Here is a 17597-nt window from a genome sequence, read left to right as displayed (position 1 = left end):
GGCTATGCCTCCTTTCCGAAAAGCCCGGCCGGGCGCAGCATGAGAACCAGTATCATCACTAAAAAGATCACTGTGTTGGCGGCTTCCGGGTAGTACACCTTGGTGAGCCCTTCGATCACCCCCATCCCCAAGCCGGTTAAAATAGCGCCCAGAATCGAGCCCATCCCGCCAATGACCACCACGGCGAAGACCACGATCAGAAGGCTCGAGCCCATGGTCGGCGAAACCGGGTACAGCGGCGCGGCCAGCACGCCGGCAAAGGCAGCAAGCCCCACGCCGAAACCGTAGGTCAGCGTGATCAAAAGCGGCACGTTCACCCCAAAGGCCTGCATCAGTTGGGAGTTTTCGGTGCCCGCGCGAAGGTACGCCCCCAGCCGCGTTCGCTCGATCATGAACCAGGTAAAAAGGCACATGGCGAGTGCCGCGACCAGCACCCAAGCGCGGTAGGTAGGCAAAAACATGAAACCGAGATTCAGCCCGCCCTGCAGAATCTCCGGCGTGGCATAGCGCGCCCCTGACACGCCAAACCAGTTGATCAGGGTGCCCTCGAAAATCAGCGCCAACCCGAAAGTCAAAAGTAGCCCGTACAAATGGTCCAGATGCGCGATGCGCCGCAGTAGAAAGCGCTCGATCAGCATGCTGAGCCCGCCTACGGTAAGCGGTACCAGTACCAGCGCCAGCCAGTAGTTAATGCCCAGAATGTTAAAAGCAAGAAGTGCGGCAAAGGCGCCCAGCATGTACTGCGCGCCGTGGGCGAAGTTGACGATTTTCAAAAGCCCAAAGATCACCGCCAGCCCTAGGCTCAAGAGCGCGTAGAAGGCGCCGTTGACCAGTCCCAGCGTAAGCTGGCCCATGAACACCGCCATGGGCACGCCGAATATCATCGTCATTGCGATCTCCCCTGCGGGGCGGGCTCACCGCCCCGCGCGTGGCGGCCAAGGATCAGTTCTGTACCAGATCGCACTGGCTTTCGGAAAGCGGGCGGTAGGCCTCTTCGGCGGGGATGGTGCTTAGAATCTCGTAAAGGTCCCACTCGCCGGTGGAATCATCCGGGGTTTTCACCTGAGCGAGATACATGTCGTGCACCATGCGGCCGTCTTCGCGAATGCGCCCGTTGCGGGCGAAGAAGTCGTTGATCGGCTGGGACGCCATCTGCGCGCGCACCGCCTGAGCCTCGTCGGTGCCGGCGGCCTCGACGGCCTTCAGATAGTGCATGGTGCTCGAGTAGATGCCCGCCTGCACCATGGTTGGCATGCTGCCCACCTCGTCGAAATAGCGCTGTGCCCACTCGCGGGCCTGGTCATCCATGTCCCAGTACCAGCCGGTAGTGAGCAGCAGGTCCTGAGTGGCCTCAAGACCCAGCGCGTGCACGTCGTTCAAGAAGATCAAAAGCCCCGCCAGCTGCTGGCCGGACTGCGTCAGCCCGAACTGGCTGGCGGTCGTAATGGCATTGACCGTATCGGCGCCGGCGTTGGCAAGCCCGACGATCTTCGCCCCGGAGCCCTGGGCCTGCAAAATGTAGGAGGAGAAATCGCTGGTGGGGAACGGATGGCGCACGCCGCCGACGATCTCGCCACCGTTGGCTTCCACCACGCTAGTTACGTCCGCTTCCAGGGCGTGGCCGAAAGCGTAATCCGCGGTGAGCAGAAACCAGCTGTCGCCGCCCTGCTCGACCACCGCCTTGGCGGTGCCGTTGGCCAGCGGGTAGGTATCGTAAACCCAGTGAATATGGTTGGGCGTGCAGTGCTCGTTGGTGACGCTGGAGGCCGCCGAGCCCGAGACGAGCCCCAGCCGGTCGTTCTCCTCGAGCACTTTGGTCACGGCGATAGTGACCGACGAGGCAACGAGCCCCCCGACCATATCGACGTTTTGCTGGTCGATCCAACCACGCACGGTATTGGCGCCCACATCGGCGCTGTTACGATCGTCGGCGCTGAAAACCACGATGGGCGAACCGTTGACGCTGCCGCCAAAGTCCTCCACCGCCATTTCAAGGGCCGTTAAGCCGCCTGGACCGGCGAGATCGCGGTAGGTGCCGGACATATCGGCCAGATAGCCGATGCGCACCTCGTTATCGCTAATTTCGGCATGGGCGGCAAGCGTCAGGGTCGATGCCACCGCGACGGCGATGCTCGACACCAGCGTTTTCCTGCTCGGCAGTTGTTGGATAAGCGCCATGTTCGTCTCCGGGCCTGAGGCCTTGTTGTTATGAATAGTTGTTATGAATAGTCGTTATGAGTTGTTGTTGGACGTTTAACGGTTGCTGCGTTTTCTTGTTTTTTATCGATGCTCCTTGTTTATCGATACTTCGTTTTGGTTCTGCTTCGTTCTCCTGCACTCTGGTTGGCATCCAGGGAATTCACACGCCCAGCAGTTTGTTGAGATGCTCGCGTTTGGACGAGAGCTCAGCGGCGCTGATCTCCTCGATGATCTCGCCGTGCTCCATGACGAAGTGACGATCGGCCAAGGGAGCGGCGAATCGAAAGTTCTGCTCGACGAGGACGATGGTCATGCCGCTGGCCTTGAGCTTGACCAGCACCTCACCCAGCGCTTGTACAATGACCGGCGCCAGCCCCTCGGTGATCTCATCGAGTAATAAAATAGGCGCGCCGGTACGCAAAATACGCGCCATGGCGAGCATCTGCTGCTCACCGCCGGAGAGCCGCGTGCCCTGACTTTTGCGCCGCTCAAAAAGGTTCGGGAACATCGCGTAAATGGCGTCCAGACTCATGCCACCGGAGCTAACCGTGGGCGGCAGCAGCAGATTTTCGTGAACGTCGAGGCTTGCGAAGATGCCGCGCTCTTCCGGGCAGTAACCCACGCCGAGCCGCGGAATGTGGTGAGGCTTCATGGCAAGTGTTTCCTGCCCGGCGATCACGATCGACCCGGTGCGCCGGCCCACCATGTTCATGATGGCCTTGAGCGTCGTGCTACGCCCGGCGCCGTTACGGCCTAAAAGCGTGACCAGCTCGCCCTCCTTCACGTTGACGTTCACCCCGTGGAGAATGTGCGACTCGCCGTAAAAGGCGTGCAGATCGGTAATCTTGAGAATGTCCCGCGTGCGCGAAGCAGTGCGCCCTTCAACGGGTTCGCGGGTCGACTCATCAATGGCAGTACTCATGCGCTCGCCCTTTCGTCGGAAGTCTCGGCGGCGTCGCTGCCCATGTACGCCTCACGCACCAGCGGGTTACTCGACACACTGGGGTAGTCGCCTTCGGCCAGCACCGCGCCACGGGCCAACACCGTGATCCGGTCGCAAAGGCGGCTCACCACGCTAAGGTTGTGCTCGACCATCAGCACCGTGCGACCCCTGGAGACCCGCTTGATCAGCTCGACGATACGATCGACGTCTTCGGCGCCCATGCCCTGGGTTGGCTCATCCAGCAGCATCATGACCGGATCCAGCGCCAGGGTCGTGGCCACCTCCAGCGCCCGCTTGCGCCCATAAGGCATCTCGACGGTCAGGGTATCGGCATAGGCGGCAAGCCCTACTTCATCGAGCAGCGCCAGCGCCCGCTCGTTGAGTGGCTCAAGCGTTTTCTCCGACTTCCAGAAGTGAAACGAGGTGCCTAGCCTGCGCTGTAGCGCCACGCGCACGTTCTCGAGCGCGGTCATGTGAGCAAACACCGCCGAAATCTGAAACGAGCGCACCAAACCAAGGCGGGCGATCTGGTTCGATTTGAGAGACGTGATGGGCTTGCCGCGGTAGAGTATTTCGCCGCGAGTGGGCGGCAGAAATTTGGTCAGCAAATTGAAAACGGTCGTCTTGCCCGCACCGTTGGGGCCGATCAACGCGTGAATATGCCCCTCCTGCACGCGCAGGTTGACGTCATCCACCGCGGTGAAGCCGCGAAAGGACTTGGTGAGCCCGCGGGTTTCCAGCACCGCGATCGAGTCACTCGTCTCTGTGTGCATGTGGCGAAGACCTCTGGCTATCGTTGTTGTTGTAATGGCCCGACGATGGCGCTTGGAAAAGGCGCTTCGCTGTCGTGGCGGGTGGCCGCTGTTGTCATTATATCGGCCATTTATGGCGCGATGGTCACTAAAGTCCAACGCCCTTAAAGCTTTACCTATACGTAAGGTTACCCGCAAACTAGCAACCCCCGTCGCTTAAAAGCAATTACCACTTTGGTCTACACGTTATAACGCTTTTTTCTAATAATTACCGATCGTTATATTTAACAACGAGTTAATGAGAGCTCATGAAGTTGCGCTTCGAAAGAGATATCTTTACGTTAACGTAAACTTGTTTTAGCCTGCCAATCAGGGTTCCATGAAAACAGCTTCATGAGAACAGCCGTTAAGAGATCACGATATGAGCAAAACCTACTCGATCAGCGAGCTGGCCGCCGAGTTCGATGTCACCACGCGCAGCATTCGCTTTTACGAAGATCAGGAGCTTCTGCGCCCCGCCCGTCGAGGCCAGACCCGCATCTACAGTAGCCAGGACCGGGTGCGCTTGAAGCTCACGCTACGCGGCAAGCGCTTGGGGTTATCGCTTGCCGAAATTCGCGAGCTGTTCGAGCTTTGGGATGAAACCCGGCGCGGCAGTGAAAAGCAGCTTCACCTGATGCTGGAAAAGATCGGCGAGCGCCGGGCGGCGCTGGAGCAGCAGATGAAGGACATCACCATGGTGCAGCTGGAGCTTGAAAGCGCCGAGATTCGCTGCCGGCAGGCCCTGGAGGAGCTCAACCAAAAACAGACCGACGAAGAGCGCGCCCGCGCCTCTGGATGAGCAACCTCAAGCGTTTTATTAGGCTCGACTTCCAGCACCTAGCGAATAAACAACTCAACAACTTTAGGTGATCGACCATGCACTCTCTCTACTCAGAACTCGATTTCGGCCTGGACGAGGACATGACCATGCTGCGCCGCGAGGTCAATGCCTTCGCCGCCAGTGAGATCGCCCCTCGCGCTGCGGAAATCGATAAAAACAACGAATTTCCCAACGACCTATGGCAGAAGTTCGGCGACATGGGGCTTTTGGGAATCACCGTGTCGGACGAGGATGGCGGCAGCGGCATGGGGTATCTGGCCCACTGCATCGCTATGGAGGAGATATCCAGAGCCAGCGCGTCGGTGGCCCTCTCGTTTGGGGCCCACTCCAATCTGTGTGTCAATCAGATCAAGCGTAATGCAAGCGCCGCTCAGAAAGAGAAGTACCTGCCCAAACTGATCAGCGGCGAGCATATCGGCGCGCTGGCCATGTCCGAGCCCGGTGCCGGTTCAGACGTGGTGTCGATGAAGTTGCGTGCTGAAAAGCGCGGCAATAAGTACGTTTTGAACGGCAACAAGATGTGGATCACCAACGGCCCGGACGCCGATGTGCTGGTGGTTTACGCCAAGACCGACCCGGACGCCGGCTCAAAAGGCATCACCACGTTTTTGATCGAGAAAGGCATGCCTGGGTTTTCCACCGCGCAGAAGCTCGACAAGCTGGGTATGCGCGGCTCCAATACCTGCGAGCTTGTGTTTCAGGACTGCGAGGTGCCCGAGGAGAACGTGCTCGGCGAAGTCGGCAAGGGCGTGCGGGTGCTGATGAGCGGGCTTGACTACGAGCGCACGGTGCTCGCTGCCGGTCCGATCGGCATCATGCAGGCGGCCATGGACGTGGTCGTGCCCTACATTCACGAGCGCAAACAGTTCGAGCAGTCCATCGGTGAGTTCCAGCTCGTTCAGGGCAAGGTGGCGGACATGTACACCACCCTCAACGCCTGCCGGGCGTACCTGTACGCGGTAGCTGCGGCCTGTGATCGCGGCCAAACCTCGCGTAAGGACTCCGCTGGCGTCATTCTTTACTGCGCCGAAAAAGCGACGCAGGTTGCGCTGGACGCCATTCAACTGCTCGGCGGTAACGGCTATATAAACGAGTACCCCACCGGGCGGCTGCTGCGCGACGCCAAGCTCTACGAGATAGGCGCCGGCACCAGCGAGATTCGCCGTATGCTGATCGGCCGCGAACTGTTCAGCGAAAGCCGCTAAGGGGGCGCGATGAGCACACTGACTACCCAGATCAACCCGCGCAGTGACCTGTTTCAGCAAAACGACGCCGCTCTGCGCGCCGAGGTCGACACGCTCTTTGAGCTGACAGAAACCGTCGCCCAGGGCGGCGGTGCCAGCGCCCGGGAGCGTCACGAAAGCCGCGGGAAGCTCTTCGTGCGTGACCGCATCGATCACTTGATCGACGAAGGCGCGCCCTTTCTCGAGTTCTCGGCGCTGGCCGCCCATAAGGTTTACGAAAGCGAGGTCCCCGCTGCCGGCGTGGTGACCGGCATCGGCCGCGTTAAAGGCGTGGAGTGCGTGATCGTCGCCAACGATGCCACGGTCAAGGGCGGTACTTACTTTCCGCTGACGGTGAAAAAACATCTGCGCGCTCAGGAGATCGCCCGCAAGCACCGCCTGCCGTGTATCTATCTAGTCGACTCCGGCGGCGCCTTTCTGCCCCGCCAGGACGAGGTGTTTCCGGATCGCGACCACTTCGGGCGCATTTTCTACAACCAGGCCACGATGTCTGCCGAGGGCATTCCGCAGATCGCCGTCGTGATGGGCTCCTGCACCGCTGGCGGCGCCTACGTGCCGGCCATGGCTGACGAGTCGATCATCGTACGCGAACAGGGCACGATCTTTCTGGGCGGCCCGCCGCTGGTCAAGGCGGCCACTGGCGAGAGCATCAGCGCCGAAGCGCTGGGCGGTGCCGATGTTCACGCCAAGGTCAGCGGCGTGGCGGATCATTACGCCGAAAACGACATGCACGCCCTTCAGCTCGCCCGTAACTGTATCGCCCGGCTCAACTGGCAAAAGCGCGGCCAGCTTGCCATGAAGGCGCCAACCCCGCCCAAACTCGACCCCGCCGAGCTTTACGGCATCGTGGGAGTCGATCTCAAAAAGCCCTTCGATGTGCGCGAGGTGATCGGGCGCATCGTCGATGGCTCCGATTTCGACGAGTTCAAGCGCTACTATGGCGACACGCTGGTGACCGGTTTTGCCCATATCCACGGCCACCCGGTGGGAATCGTGGCCAATAACGGGGTGCTTTTCTCCGAAAGCGCGGTGAAAGGCGCGCACTTCATCGAGCTTTGCGCCCAGCGCCGTGTACCGCTGGTGTTTTTGCAGAACATTACCGGCTTCATGGTCGGCTCCAAATACGAGCACGAAGGTATCGCCAAGCACGGCGCGAAGCTGGTCACCGCCGTGGCCTGCGCCAAAGTGCCCAAATTCACCGTCTTGATTGGCGGAAGCTTCGGCGCCGGCAACTACGGCATGTGTGGGCGCGCTTATGATCCGAATTTGCTGTTCATGTGGCCCAACGCGCGTATTTCGGTGATGGGCGGCGAGCAGGCCGCCGGCGTGCTCGCCCAAGTCAAGCGCGAGCAGTACGAGCGTGACGGCCGCGCGTGGTCGCCAGAGGACGAAGAGTCGTTCAAAGCGCCGACCCGCGAGCAGTACGAGCGCCAGGGCCACCCGACCTACGCGAGCGCCAGGCTTTGGGACGATGGCGTCATCGACCCACTCCAGACCCGCGACGTACTGGGGCTTTCTTTAGCCGCCGCAATGAACGCCGAGATCGAAGAGACGCGCTTTGGCGTGTTCAGGATGTGATGCCATGAACCATTCGACGCTTGCGATTGAAAACGGGGTGGCTCACCTGAGCCTGAACCGCCCAGCAGTACACAACGCCTTTGACGACCACCTGATAGCCGAGCTGACTGACCACTTGAAGGAGCTGCTCGAGCCCATCGAGCGCCAGCAAGTGCGGGTATTGGTGCTCGGCTCCGACGGCAAAAGCTTCTCGGCGGGGGCGGATCTCAACTGGATGAAACGCATGGTCGACTATAGCCATGACGACAACCTTGCGGATTCGCGCCGGCTCGCCGAGCTGATGTATCGCTTGGACACGCTGCCCTGCCCTACGGTGTGTCGGGTGCAGGGCGCGGCCTTTGGCGGCGCGGTGGGCCTGGCGGCCTGCTGCGATGTGGTCATCGCCTCGACAAAAGCCCGATTTTGCCTCTCCGAGGTCAAGATCGGCCTGTCGCCGGCGGTCATCAGCCCCTATGTGCAGCGCGCCATCGGCGCTCGGCAAGCGCGGCGCTACGCACTCACCGCCGAAGTGATCGATGCCGACTCGGCGCTGGCGCTCGGCCTTGCCCACCAAGTGGTCGCGCCCGAGGCCCTGGATCGCGCGGTAGAGGCAATGACCCAAACGCTTCTGGCGGGCTCGCCCCGGGCGCAGCGGGCCACCAAGGCCCTGCTCGCGGCGGTGGGTCAATCACCGGATTCCGATGCCACCCGCGAAAGGACGTGTCAGACCATTGCCGAGCTGCGGGTCAGCGACGAAGGCCAGGAGGGGCTTTCGAGCTTTTTCGACAAGCGTTTGCCTGCCTGGGCACCGCAGGATGACAACGATAACGCCGGGGAGCGCTCATGAGCCAAGCATCCAGCAAGTTCGATACGTTGTTAGTGGCCAACCGCGGCGAGATCGCCTGCCGCGTGATGCGTACCGCGCGCCGGCTGGGTATCAGGACCGTAGCGGTCTACTCCGATGCCGATGCCAGCGCCCGCCACGTACGCGAAGCCGACGAGGCGGTTCGCTTGGGGCCCGCTCCGGCCCGCGAAAGCTACCTCAACATCGAAGCGGTGATCGAGGCAGCTCGCCAAAGCGGAAGCACCGCAGTGCACCCGGGCTACGGCTTTCTTTCCGAGAACGGCCGCTTCGTCGAGGCGTTGGAGGCCGCGGGCATTACCTTCGTGGGCCCGCCCGCCTCGGCGATCGCCGCCATGGGCGACAAGGCTGCGGCCAAGGCGCGCATGGCCAACGCCGGCGTGCCGCTGGTGCCGGGCTACCACGGTGACGATCAAAGCTGCGACGTCCTTTTGGAGGAAGCCAACCGCATCGGCTACCCGGTGATGTTGAAAGCCAGCGCCGGCGGCGGCGGCAAGGGCATGCGAGTGGTCGAACGCGAAACCGACTTTCAGGCCGCACTTGAAAGCTGCCGACGCGAATCGAGGGCCTCCTTCAGCGATGACCGCATGCTGATCGAGAAGTATCTGGTCAAGCCGCGCCACGTCGAGGTGCAGGTATTCTGCGACCGCTTCGGCGCCGGGGTGTATCTGTTCGAGCGCGACTGCAGCGTTCAGCGCCGCCACCAGAAGGTGCTCGAAGAGGCGCCGGCGCCGCACATGAGTGAAGAACTTCGCGCCGCCATGGGCGAGGCTGCCGTGCGCGCCGCCCAGGAGATTGGCTATGTCGGCGCGGGTACCGTCGAGTTTCTGCTCGACGTTGACGGCGCCTTCTATTTCATGGAGATGAACACGCGCCTGCAGGTCGAGCACCCGGTCACCGAAATGGTCACCGGACTAGACCTGGTGGAGTGGCAGCTTAAAGTCGCCATGAACGAGCCTCTGCCCTGCGCGCAAGACGAGCTCACGTTGAACGGTCACAGCTTCGAGGCGCGCCTCTACGCCGAGGATCCGGCGAACGAGTTTCTACCCGCCACCGGCACCCTCACCCGCTTCTCGCTCGATATCGAGGGCGCGGGGCTGGAGCCGACCCAGGTACGTTTGGACAGCGGCGTGGAAAGCGGCGATATCGTCTCGATGCACTACGACCCAATGCTCGCCAAGCTCATTACCCACGGCGCGGATCGTGACGCGGCACTTGCCACGCTGAACCGGGCGCTTTCTGCCCTCGACGTGCAGGGCGTGGTGACCAACCGCGCCTTTCTTCAGCGCCTGGCCGGCCACCCGGCGTTCAAGGCCGCCGAACTCGACACCGGTTTCATCGAGCGCCATCACGAAGAGCTCTTTCGCCAACACGAGCCGACACCCCAGGCGTACGCCCGCGCCGCGCTGGTGGCCATCGAGGCGCTTTCGAAAAGTGCCGGCCACAAGGACGCATCGCCCTGGGCGCGCGCCGATGGCTTTCGCCTCAATGCGCCGCACAAGGTACGCATTTCGCTGGCCGACACGCGCGAAGAGAGCGAGGCCGTCGTGGTCGAAGCGACCCGCGCCCGCCAGCAAAGCGGCTGGCTGCTGCGCGTTCAAAACGAGCGCTTTGAAGGGTCACTCGCGACGCTGGCCGGAAACGCGGTAGCGATCACCCTCAGCGGCCACCGCCGGCGTTTTCAAGTCAAGCGTGAGGACGACACGCTGGTACTGATCGATAGCGCGGGCGAAACCCGACTCGTTTGGCAGCGCCTCGACGCGCTCGATCACGCGGCCGACGAGGCGGCGGCGAATTTGACCGCGCCGATGCATGGCACCGTGGTAGCGCTTCTGGTCGAGCCCGGCGTGCCGGTCGAGAAAGGCATGCCGCTGATGGTGATGGAGGCGATGAAGATGGAGCACACCTTGAACGCCCCATCCAACGGCACCGTCGAGCAGTTTCGCTTCGCCGCGGGCGACAGCGTCGGCCAGAATGAGGTGCTGCTGGATTTTGCCGCCACTGACGAAGGAGCGTGACCATGCCACTTCCCCAACGCGTACGTCTGGTCGACATGGCCCCGCGTGACGGGCTCCAGAACGAGCCTGGCGAGGTGGTCGCTACCGCCGTTAAGATCGAGCTGATCGAGCGCCTGGCGCGGGCGGGGCTTACGCATATCGAGGCGGCGAGCTTCGTCTCTCCCAAGTGGGTGCCGCAAATGGGCGATGCCCGGGAGGTCATGCAGGGCATTGCTCGAACCGCCAACGTGACGTACTGCGCCCTAACCCCGAACCTGAAAGGGTTAGAGAACGCGCTGGAAGCGAACGTTTCCGAGGTCGCGGTGTTCGCCGCCGCCTCTGAAGCGTTTTCGCAAAAAAACATCAACTGCTCGATCGACGAGTCGCTTGCGCGTTTCGAGCCGGTGATGGCGCGCGCCCTTGATGCGAACGTGCGCGTGCGCGGCTACGTTTCCTGCGTGCTGGGCTGCCCTTATGAAGGTGAGATCACTCCGCGAAAGGTTGCTCGGGTGGCCCAGTCGCTTTTCGAAATGGGCTGTTTCGAGGTGTCGCTGGGCGACACCATCGGCGTCGGCACGCCGCTGAAAGCCCGACAAATGATCGATGAGGTGGCGAACGTCGTGCCCGTGGAGCGCTTGGCCGCGCATTTTCATGACACCTACGGCATGGCGATCGCCAACCTTTTTGCAGTGCTCGAACAGGGTGTGGCCGTCATCGATGCCTCGACCGGGGGGCTGGGCGGCTGCCCCTACGCCAAGGGCGCTTCCGGTAACGTGGCAACAGAAGACGTGCTCTATCTGCTCCAGGGGTTAGGTATCGAAACCGGCGTGAACCTTGAGTCGATCATCGAGACCGGCGAGTGGATCAACGGACAGCTTGGCCGCGCGCCCGCATCGAAAGTCGCCCTCGCCCTGGGGGTGCGCTGAGCCCAACCGTTTTCTCGATCTTGCCCACAGCAATCATAACAACTAGCACAACAACAATCAGGAGCGACATCATGGCGCCGAATACTCCCTCTCTACCAAGCTATACCAGCAGCGTCGCCGATAAGCCACTTCTGGGCATGACTATCGGCGACAAGCTCGACCTGATCGCCGCGCAGTACCCGGATAACGACGCGTTGATCGTGCTGCACCAGAACATTCACTGGAGTTATCGCGAGTTCAATGCGCAAGTGAACCGCTGCGCCCGGGCGCTGCTTTCCATTGGCGTTCAGCGCGGCGACCGTGTGGGCATCTGGGCGCCCAACTGCTCGGAGTGGACGTTGACCCAGTTTGCGACTGCAAAGATCGGCGCGATTCTGGTCAACATCAACCCGGCCTACCGTACTCAGGAGCTCGACTACGCGCTGAACCAGTCCGGCGCGCGCTATCTGATCTGCGCAGACCGCTTCAAGACCGCGGACTACCGCGCCATGCTGTACGAGCTCGCCCCGGAGCTTGAAACCTGCGCGCCGGGCGAGCTTCGCTCGAAGCGCCTTTCCCAGCTCGAGTGCGTGGTGAATTTAAGCGATGAGCACCACCCGGGCATGTGGCGCTGGCGCGATATGCTGGATGAGGCGAGCCGCACCGACCAGGCTACCCTCGATACCTTGCAGGCCACACTCCAGTTCGATGACCCGATCAACATTCAGTACACCTCCGGCACCACCGGTTTTCCCAAGGGCGCGACGCTCTCGCATCACAATATTCTCAATAACGGCTTTTTCGTCGCTGAAAGCATGGGGTTTACAAGCCAGGACCGGCTGGTGATTCCGGTGCCGCTCTATCACTGTTTCGGCATGGTGATGGGCAATCTTGGCTGCATGACCCATGGTGCTGCGATGATCTACCCGGGCGAAAGCTTCGATGCCGCTCAGGTGCTAAAGGCGGTCCACGAGCAGCGCGCGACCGCCCTTTTTGGCGTACCGACCATGTTTCTGGCCGAGCTCGAACACGAGGACTTCGCCGCCACCGATTTCTCGAATCTGCGCACCGGCATCATGGCGGGATCGATCTGCCCGGCGGCGGTGATGAAGCAGGTGATCGAGAAGATGAACATGAAGGGCGTACAGATCGCCTACGGCATGACCGAAACCAGCCCGGTGTCCGCCCAGACCGGCGCCGACGACACGATCGACAAGCGCGTTTCCACCGTGGGCCGTACCCAGCCGCACCTGGAAAGCAAGGTCATCGACCCGCTAAGCGGCGCCATCCTCCCTCGCGGCGAGATCGGCGAGCTCTGCACTCGCGGCTATAGCGTCATGCTCAAGTACTGGAACAACGAACAGGCCACGACAGATGCCATCGACAGCGCCGGCTGGATGCACACCGGCGACCTTGCGACCATGGACGACGAGGGCTACCTGCAGATCGTGGGCCGCATCAAGGATATGGTGATTCGCGGCGGCGAAAACGTCTATCCCAAGGAGGTAGAAGAGTTTCTCTACACTCACCCAAGCGTTGCGGACGTACAGGTGACTGGCGTGCCGGATGAGAAGTACGGCGAAGAGCTGATCGCCTGGGTTCGGCTCAACGCCGATGCCGAGGAGATCACCGGCGAGGATCTACGCGCATTCTGTAAAGACAAGATCACCCACTTCAAAATCCCGCGCTACTTCAAGTTCGTCGACGAATTCCCCATGACGGTGACCGGCAAGATCCAGAAGTTCAAGATGCGCGAGATATCGACGCACGAGCTGGGGCTCGATAAGGAGACGCTGTCGTGAGCGGGTCCCGCTCGCTTGCCGCGCACTACCACCAGGCGCTACGCGACGATGAGGTGCTCGAGCAGATCAGGCGCCACTACCCGGACGGCGCCACACCTTTTCAACTCGCCCCGCTGGATCAGCTCCATATCGGCGGGCTCAAGGCCTCAAAGCGGCTGTTCGAGCGACTCAACCCGGTTAGTCAGCCGCGCGTGCTGGATATCGGCGCGGGGCTTGGCGGGCTCGTGCGCTTGGGCGCCTCGCTTGGCTTTTCGATGACCGGCCTCGACATCACCCACCGCTTTAACGCCTTGAACCGAAAGATCGGTAAGCTTGCCGCGCCTGACTTCGATTACGCAGTGGTCACTGGCGACGCCCGCCGGCTTCCCTTTTCGTGTGAGAGCTTCGATGCGGTCATCTTTCAGCACAGCCTGATGAACATGCCAGAACTGACGCCGGTGCTCGAAGAGGCGAACCGCGTGCTGCGACCCAGCGGAAGATTAGTCCTTCACGAGCTGACCCAAGGTGACAGCCATATCGCGCTTCACTATCCCGTCCCTTGGGCGGCCAGCGCCGAGCACACCCATCTACTGACACTAGAGGCGCTTTCGGCGAGCTTGAACGCCTGCGGGTTCATGGATCTCGAGATAGAAAACGTGAGCGACGAAGCACGCGCTTGGCGGTCTCGCCAGCGCGACAAGGAACGCGACACTGAGGCGCCGGTACTGTCACCGCAGTGGGTGTTTGGCGAGCGTTTTGCGGCGATGGGAAAAAATCTGCTGACGAATTTGACCAATCGAGCAATTGAAGTGGTCGAAATCAGCGGTCGTTGCTAGGATTGGATTGGGCTTGGTTTTTAAAAAAAGGACAAGACAATGCCAGCAAACCGCTTGGCAAGCACCCTTTTATGCGGCGTTCTCGGCAGCTCTTTTCCCTTGCTGTGTCTGGCAAGCGAAAGCAGCTACCTGAATACCGAGCTGCTTCCCAAATCCTACACCTCGCCGGACAGCGAGATGGTGGCGCTGGCCAACGGCGTAGTGCTCGAGGGGAGCAACCTCAACAGTATCGACAACTACACCTCCGGCTTTCGCCTGACCGCGGGCTTTAGCCCGGACAATTTTCCCCAGGTCGATATCGGTGCCGAAATTGCCTACCGTGAAAGCGAAGAGGTGTTCACCACCTCGAGCGTAGCCCCTCTGGTTCAGGACACCCTGGCGTTGGGTGGGGCACTGGTTGCGGGGCTTCGAATGGGCGCGTTCAGCGTCTACGCCAAGTCCGGGCTGACCGAGTGGCGCGGCGAAAACGAGCTCGAAGGCAGCGAAAGCGGTACCGCCATGTTGCAAGGCTTCGGTGCGACCATGACCGTCAAACGGCTGGTCAGCCGTTTGGAGTACGAGCGTATCGACGCGCCGACGCTCAGCCACCTGACTCAGCTCAACGCCTCGATTCATCTACCGTTTTAATTGCTCACCTAACCGGGTTGTATAAACTACTCGTATATATCGAAGCTACCAGCGTATTTTGAACTGAGTACAAAAGCTTACTCGCTCTTTGCCCTGCGCTCATCCATAACGTGGCGAACGAAGCTCTTGACATCCTCCTTGACGACGCGCTCTTTCAAACCGCTGGGTTCGACCTCGGCAAGATTGACGCCTAGCGTACGCGCCAGCTTGCGCACACAGGGAGCTGCGTGGACCCGGTTTTGGGTGGCAATGATCGCTTTATTTTTCAAGATTTTCTCTCCCTCTGTTGCCGATTGTCGTTTTAGTCTCAAGCACTCACCAACGTTTAACTAACAAGCGGAGAAAGCCGGTCAGGCTCGATATTGAAGCGATTCATGGCTTGCTCGACCATGTCGGCGCTGACCTCACCTTTCTCGCAAAGGGCTACGAGCGCCATCCAGGCAATGTAATAGCGGTCGACCTCGAAAAAGGCGCGCAGCTGTTCGCGACTGTCGGAGCGGCCAAAGCCATCGGTGCCCAGAACGTAGTAGTCATTCGGCACCCAGGCGCGCACCTGGTCGGCGTAAAGTTTCATGTAATCCGTGGCCGCAATGACCGGGCCTGAGCGGTTTTCGAGTGCTTGAGTGAGCCAGGGTTTTTCATGCACCTCTTGGGGTTTCATAAATCGTTGCCGGTCGTACTCGAGCGCTTCGCGACGCAGCTCGTTGAAACTAGTCACACTCCACACATCGGCGGCTACGCCAAAATCGAGCAGCAGTTCCCGCGCGGCTTCGGCCTCGCGCAGTATGGTGCCCGAGCCTAGTAGTTGAACGCGGGTTTTTTGGTCGTCCTCGCCTGCCTGCAGCAAGTACATACCACGAATGATGCCCTCCTGGGCGCCGTCAGGCATGGCGGGATGAGCGTAGTTTTCGTTCATGATCGTCAGGTAGTAAAAGCACTCCTTGTGCCGTTCGTACATTTCTTTTAAACCGTGCTGAACGATGACGGCGATTTCATAACCGTAGGTAGGGTCATAGGTACGGCAGTTAGGGATGGCGGAGGCCATTAGGTGGCTGTGACCGTCCTGGTGCTGCAGGCCTTCACCATTGATGGTGGTACGCCCGGCGGTGCCGCCGACCATGAAACCACGCGTCAGCATATCGCCGGCGGCCCAGGCAAGATCCCCGATGCGCTGAAAACCAAACATTGCATAGTAGATATAAAACGGGATCAGCATCTTGCCATGATTGGCATGGGAGGTGGCCGCCGCGATCCAGGAGGCCATCGCACCGGCTTCGGTGATACCTTCCTCGAGAATCTGGCCCTTGATGTCTTCGCGGTAGTACATGATCTGGCCGGCATCGACAGGCGCGTATTTCTGCCCGCCCGCCGCATAGATGCCCAACTGACGAAACATGCCTTCCATGCCGAAGGTGCGCGCTTCATCGGGAATGATGGGTACGATCCGCTCGCCCAGCTGCTTGTGCTTGGTAAACCCGGTCAACACTCTAACGAACGCCATCGTGGACGATATTTTGCGCTCGCCCGTTCCCTTTAACTGCGCGGTGAATACCTTGTCGTCAAGCGCCGGGATGGATAGCGTCTCGTGGTCGGTATTGCGCGCGGGCAGGTACCCGCCGAGCAGCGTGCGCCGCGCATGAAGGTAGTCGGTTTCCGGGGCGTCATTACCTGGCCGGTAATAGGGCATCGGGCCGCTTTTGAGCTGCTCATCGCTGACGGGAATAGCAAAACGATCACGCAAACGCTTGAGCCCTTCAAGCTCCATGGTTTTGATGTTGTGCGCTTCCATGTCGGCCTCACCATGCTCGCTTCCCATGCCGTACCCCTTTACGGTATGCGCGAGAATCACGGTGGGTTTGCCGTTGGTACTTTTGACGGCTTTTTGATAGGCGGCGTAAATCTTCGACGAGTCGTGGCCGCCGCGTGTCAGCTCTTCGATGTCCTGGTCCGATAAGTGCTCGACGCGTGCAAGCAGCTCGGGATCCTTACCGAAAAAATGCGTGCGCGTATAAGCGCCGCCCTGGGCCTTGAAGTTTTGATACTCGCCGTCGACGGTTTCGTTCATCAGCCGCTGCAGGCGGCCATCGTGATCGCTTTCGAGCAGCGCATCCCAGCCGCTCCCCCAAACGACCTTGATGACGTTCCAGTGGCTACCCAAAAATGAGCTTTCGAGCTCCTCCATGACGCGGTCGTTGCCGCGTACCGGCCCGTCAAGGCGCTGAAGATTGCAGTTGATCACAAATATCAGATTGTCGAGTTTCTCACGGCTTGCCAGGTTCAAAGCGCCGAGCGTCTCGACCTCATCGCACTCACCATCACCGAGAAAGGCCCATACCTTACGCTCACCAAGAGGCTTTAAGTCCCGGTTATGAAGGTACTTCATCAGGCGCGCCTGATAGATCGCCTGAATCGGCCCGAGCCCCATCGACACCGTTGAGAACTGCCAATAGTCCGGCATGAGGTAAGGGTGCGGGTAGGAAGGCAGCCCGCCACCACCGACTTCGCGGCGAAAGCGGTCCAGCTGTTCCTCGCTCAAACGCCCTTCGAGATAGCTTCTAGCGTAGATGCCCGGCGAGATATGGCCCTGAAAATAGACCAGATCTCCTTCACAGCGCGAGGATGATCCTTTGAAAAAATGGTTGAATCCCACCTCGTAAAGCGTACTGCTGGACATATAGCTTGCAAGGTGACCGCCGATACTTTTGTCTTTTGCATTGGCGCGCACGACCATGGCTATACTGTTCCAGCGAATGGCCGCACGAAGTTTACGCTCAATATCGAGATTACCCGGGTAGTCCGGCTCATCACTGACGGCAATCGTATTACAGTGCGCGGTATTGAACGTGCGCGCGATATTTAAACCCTGTTTGTCTGAATAAGAGTGTAATGAATCAAATAGAAATCGCGCTCTATTTTCGCCTTCTCTATCGACGACCGACGCTAATGCATCCAGCCATTCTTGTGTTTCACTTTTATCTATTTCAACAGTATCTTTCATATCAACCTCGAAT

The 17597-nt window shown here is 60.3% G+C and carries 15 protein-coding genes; 9 read left to right on the top strand and 6 right to left on the bottom strand.

Features of this window, described 5'->3' with window-relative positions; translation table 11 throughout:
• Positions 1–2: 2 nt before the first annotated feature.
• The 4 genes from ACGLWX_RS00295 to ACGLWX_RS00280 form a co-directional block, all read right to left on the bottom strand.
• A complete protein-coding gene (locus ACGLWX_RS00295) occupies positions 3–890 on the bottom strand; it encodes a branched-chain amino acid ABC transporter permease (protein ID WP_252108590.1) in 888 nt (295 codons plus the stop codon).
• 52 nt (positions 891–942) lie between these two features.
• Positions 943–2178 (bottom strand): ABC transporter substrate-binding protein, encoded by a 1236-nt coding sequence (locus ACGLWX_RS00290; protein ID WP_396236403.1) that lies wholly within the window; start codon positions 2176–2178, stop codon positions 943–945.
• A 181-nt stretch (positions 2179–2359) separates the two neighbouring features.
• Positions 2360–3121, bottom strand: coding sequence for an ABC transporter ATP-binding protein (locus tag ACGLWX_RS00285; protein ID WP_396236401.1), 762 nt, complete (start codon positions 3119–3121; stop codon positions 2360–2362).
• Entirely contained in the window at positions 3118–3915 is a 798-nt protein-coding gene (locus tag ACGLWX_RS00280; RefSeq protein WP_396236399.1) for an ABC transporter ATP-binding protein, read from the bottom strand. The genes ACGLWX_RS00285 and ACGLWX_RS00280 overlap by 4 nt, the downstream gene beginning before the upstream one ends.
• 400 nt (positions 3916–4315) lie before the next feature.
• Between ACGLWX_RS00280 and ACGLWX_RS00275 the strand changes: the two genes are divergently transcribed.
• From ACGLWX_RS00275 to ACGLWX_RS00235, 9 genes are all read left to right on the top strand, one after another.
• Positions 4316–4735 (top strand): MerR family DNA-binding transcriptional regulator, encoded by a 420-nt coding sequence (locus ACGLWX_RS00275; protein ID WP_252108586.1) that lies wholly within the window; start codon positions 4316–4318, stop codon positions 4733–4735.
• Between the two features lie 77 nt (positions 4736–4812).
• Complete coding sequence (locus ACGLWX_RS00270; RefSeq protein ID WP_396236397.1) at positions 4813–5982, top strand: isovaleryl-CoA dehydrogenase; 1170 nt, start codon at positions 4813–4815, stop codon at positions 5980–5982.
• 9 nt (positions 5983–5991) lie between these two features.
• Positions 5992–7599, top strand: a complete 1608-nt coding sequence (locus ACGLWX_RS00265) for a carboxyl transferase domain-containing protein (RefSeq protein ID WP_396236395.1) — start codon at positions 5992–5994, stop codon at positions 7597–7599.
• A 4-nt stretch (positions 7600–7603) separates the two neighbouring features.
• Entirely contained in the window at positions 7604–8425 is an 822-nt protein-coding gene (locus ACGLWX_RS00260) for an enoyl-CoA hydratase-related protein (RefSeq protein WP_252108583.1), read from the top strand.
• Positions 8422–10458, top strand: coding sequence for an acetyl/propionyl/methylcrotonyl-CoA carboxylase subunit alpha (locus ACGLWX_RS00255; protein WP_396236393.1), 2037 nt, complete (start codon positions 8422–8424; stop codon positions 10456–10458). The genes ACGLWX_RS00260 and ACGLWX_RS00255 overlap by 4 nt, the downstream gene beginning before the upstream one ends.
• Positions 10459–10460: 2 nt before the next feature.
• Positions 10461–11363: a hydroxymethylglutaryl-CoA lyase gene (locus ACGLWX_RS00250; RefSeq protein ID WP_396236391.1), complete on the top strand. Its 903-nt coding sequence runs from the start codon at positions 10461–10463 to the stop codon at positions 11361–11363.
• A gap of 71 nt (positions 11364–11434) precedes the next feature.
• Positions 11435–13144 (top strand): AMP-binding protein, encoded by a 1710-nt coding sequence (locus ACGLWX_RS00245; protein WP_396236389.1) that lies wholly within the window; start codon positions 11435–11437, stop codon positions 13142–13144.
• Positions 13141–13959 carry a class I SAM-dependent methyltransferase gene (locus ACGLWX_RS00240; protein ID WP_396236387.1) on the top strand — a complete coding sequence of 273 codons (819 nt, stop codon included), beginning with the start codon at positions 13141–13143 and terminating at the stop codon, positions 13957–13959. Before ACGLWX_RS00245 ends, ACGLWX_RS00240 begins: the two co-directional genes overlap by 4 nt.
• A gap of 39 nt (positions 13960–13998) precedes the next feature.
• On the top strand, positions 13999–14586 hold the full coding sequence (locus ACGLWX_RS00235) for a hypothetical protein (RefSeq protein ID WP_396236386.1): 588 nt from the start codon (positions 13999–14001) through the stop codon (positions 14584–14586).
• 77 nt (positions 14587–14663) lie between these two features.
• Here the strand turns inward: ACGLWX_RS00235 and ACGLWX_RS00230 are convergent, their stop codons facing one another.
• Both ACGLWX_RS00230 and aceE read right to left on the bottom strand, forming a co-directional pair.
• Positions 14664–14855, bottom strand: coding sequence for an E3 binding domain-containing protein (locus ACGLWX_RS00230; protein WP_396236384.1), 192 nt, complete (start codon positions 14853–14855; stop codon positions 14664–14666).
• Positions 14856–14911: 56 nt separating this feature from the next.
• Positions 14912–17584, bottom strand: a complete 2673-nt coding sequence (gene aceE / locus ACGLWX_RS00225) for a pyruvate dehydrogenase (acetyl-transferring), homodimeric type (protein ID WP_396236382.1) — start codon at positions 17582–17584, stop codon at positions 14912–14914.
• Positions 17585–17597: the final 13 nt, after the last annotated feature.

The sequence above is a fragment of the Halomonas sp. HMF6819 genome (genome assembly GCF_044335525.1).
Classification (GTDB): Bacteria; Pseudomonadota; Gammaproteobacteria; order Pseudomonadales; family Halomonadaceae; genus Vreelandella.
Note: the sequence above shows the minus strand (reverse complement) of the source record. Positions and strands in the feature narration are given on the sequence as shown.